Annotated in this window: 2 protein-coding genes and 1 pseudogene; 2 read left to right on the top strand and 1 reads right to left on the bottom strand. The window is 39.5% G+C overall.

What is annotated here, in order from left to right:
* Positions 1–362 precede the first annotated feature (362 nt).
* On the top strand, positions 363–1,022 hold the full coding sequence (locus tag BUB67_RS15845; RefSeq protein WP_073240321.1) for a hypothetical protein: 660 nt from the start codon (positions 363–365) through the stop codon (positions 1,020–1,022).
* Between the two features lie 380 nt (positions 1,023–1,402).
* Positions 1,403–1,888, top strand: coding sequence for a DUF3997 domain-containing protein (locus tag BUB67_RS15840; protein WP_073240320.1), 486 nt, complete (start codon positions 1,403–1,405; stop codon positions 1,886–1,888).
* A 912-nt stretch (positions 1,889–2,800) separates the two neighbouring features.
* Here BUB67_RS15840 and BUB67_RS15835 read toward each other — a convergent pair.
* A pseudogene (locus BUB67_RS15835) lies at positions 2,801–2,991 on the bottom strand (hypothetical protein); the annotation flags it as partial.

Genomic DNA, 2,991 nt, shown 5'->3' with positions numbered 1-2,991 from the left:
CAATTATTCCTTAATATCCTACCTGATACAGGAATGCACAAAGCCCCGGCAAGAGTTAAACAAATTCAAGTCAAGAACCGTCCCCGACTTGAATTAGTAATTCAACCTTGCTGATACCAGGTTATACCTGGCTTAATGGGGTTTTTTATCCTGGGAAAGTTGAGTGACTATTTAATTCCTTTGTTGAAATCAATTATTATTGATAATGTCGATATTTGTAGATATATTACGATTTATTTTTAAAACCAACCCACCCCCTTGTCTGTCTAGTAGGAAAGGGGGGGTGGGTCCAATGTATTAATAAAATAATATTGTTTTCTGAGTAGACTTCTTTCAAAAATAATTAAGGGAGTGTAGTGAACTTGAAAAAAAGTATAGTAGGGTTGTTTGTTTTTATGATGTTAATAACAATGAATTGTCAAACAGCTTTTGCAAATTCATATCAAGAAGAACAACATATTAGTAATCACGAAAATGACCCAACGAATTACACCAAAATAGATAATAAACAAATTGAATACGATATTGTCTATGTGGAAACTCCAATTACTAAGTATAAAACCAACCTTAGTCCGAAAGTGAAGGAAGAATTTCAAAAATATTTTTCCTATAAACTAAAAAATGAAAATATTAACCCTTCTGATATATATGTACCCACTGTACAGGAAATACAAGAGTTTGTAGATTATGCTGCCCGTAACGGTATTATTGAGAATTCACCTGCCCAAAAGGCATCTATTACAAAAGAAGTGGTTAGAGCAAGTATGAAAATAGTTGCGGCTGCAGGGAAAAACGCTGGATATAAATTAGCTGCGGAATGTCTTGATCATTCTTTACAGGATTATCCAAGCTCAGTAACTTACAGTGATGGTTCATGGCAATGTAATATTGTTAAAACAGGTACTGCATACAAAAATTTAATTACAACAGTTAAAAATACGTTACGTAATTACTCTTCTAACAGCTACAGCACTACTGGCTCTATGGTACTTAACAGTCCAACTGATTTGTTTCTAACTTAATAAGGTAAGTTATGTGGTGACTGGAAACAAAAGCAACGGGACATGGACTATTGCGATAGATATTAAAGATACGTACAATTTTGAATATCATGGTTGGATGAGTGCACCAGGTATTAGCGGAGCTGCAGCAACTGCACTAAATAACTATGGTGCGTATGCTCAGAGTATAGGAGCTGTGGTTCCGTACGGTATCAAAATCAACGCACGGGAATCGTATAGACCATAATAAAAAGTTTCAGGCATAGAACAGTACTGTTCTATGCCTGAGTAAAATAAAATTAACATAATACATATAAGAAAAGGTGGGGATATTCTCTCTGAGTTAGAAAATGACTCCTTATAGTGTAGCGGAATCAAAGTTAAATAGAGTGTAAAAGGAGTTGACCAAAATAAAGAAAGTGAAGATTGGACTTATAATACTTCTGAGTCTTATTCTGTTAATTCCCTCCTGTTTTTTCTTAATGGGGGTTATTGGTTTTGGTCCCGGGCCGGCTGATTATGCTTATGATTTGCCAGGCGGCTATTGGCTGGTTAGGAGTTCTGTACATGAAATAAGTATCACTCCAAAAGAAGGTTATGACCCACGTAATCCACCACCCATTATACCAGCCAAAGTAGTTGAAGTTGCATTTGATGATAGATACATCTTGGCGAAACGGTATGAACTAAAGCCTGACCCTAGATCCACCAATGGATATGAAATACCTGATGAGACGAAAGAAAGTTATTACATTCTAGATACTTCAGTCCCTAAAATGTATATGTGTTCTAATTTAGATGAATTTAATGAAAAAAGAAAAACTCTTAAAGTACCAGAAACTCTTAAGCTAAAAGATGTTGCATCATATAATGTCCCCACCAGGTGAAAATAATTGTCAAGCGCCAGTGACTATGTCACCTAAAAATAGTCTGTGATTATGTCACTGTAGTGGTTATTTAGGGAAATGTCTACGGCCGTGGGCAGGATTGTACCTGCAGCTTCGCCATTGTCAAGGGCAAGGGCTTTGGGTACCAAACCCGAGGTCTCCTGCCCATGGTTTAACCCCCACAATGTCTTTCTTACTATTTTACATCATGTGATAATAGAATAAATTTAAAATTTGTCGGCGGTGGTGTCGAGTTGTGCTATTCATTGAAACTGTCGAACTCCAAAAAATACCCAAAAAAGAAAAGAACTTGCACTTTAATTTAGTAAAATGCAAGTGTTTTTGGTGCAATTTCCCCGATTTGCCGGGGGCGGTGCCTGGTTCCGTCCGGCGGTAATTTTTTGTGCTCGTATACAACTTTCATGCGAGACGGTACCTGGCACCGCCTGGGTAGCCTTTCATTGAAACCACCAGACCCAAAAGGATGACCCGGAAAAGAAAAAGTACCGTCACTTTAGTTTAGTGAAGTGCCAGGCACTTTTTGGAAATCCCTGGCAGCGGTTTTCTGCCAGGGATTTCCTCGAGCATGACACTCATTACCAGGTCTCCGACCCCGGGAAAGTTCCGTCAATCTCGCCATAATGATTGCCGGAATGTTGCTTTCTGCTCTGGCAACAGCATCAGCCTTCCCAATTTTATAGGTATTTCGGGGCTCAGTTCCTTCAGCTTGTGCTTTCGGCCCGCTAACTTGCTTGTCTACACTTAAACCTTTAGGTTACCCTATCGGTTCCAAGACTAGCTACGGGCGGCTGGCTAAACCATACCCGGTGGGATTCCAACCCACTACATTCAGCGACATTGCTCAGTCGCACTACCAGGCACCTTTTGACTCAAGAGAACCGTCCCCTTGATTCAAGAGAACCGTCCCTTTGATTCGGTTGCCTCTCTGACGATCGCTGCTGCTTCATCCAGGCTATTGGCAGTGTAGATTTTGTTAATGATTTTATCCAAGACTACCACATCAGTTATTCTTTTTATTTCTGCTTGCAGGCTGCGGGATGATTCAGGGAACCTGACCTCCAGGTATTTGCAGATGGCCTCTT

Source organism: Desulforamulus putei DSM 12395, from assembly GCF_900129195.1.
Taxonomy (GTDB): domain Bacteria; phylum Bacillota; class Desulfotomaculia; order Desulfotomaculales; family Desulfotomaculaceae; genus Desulfotomaculum; species Desulfotomaculum putei.
This window is presented reverse-complemented; position numbering and strand designations above follow the sequence as displayed.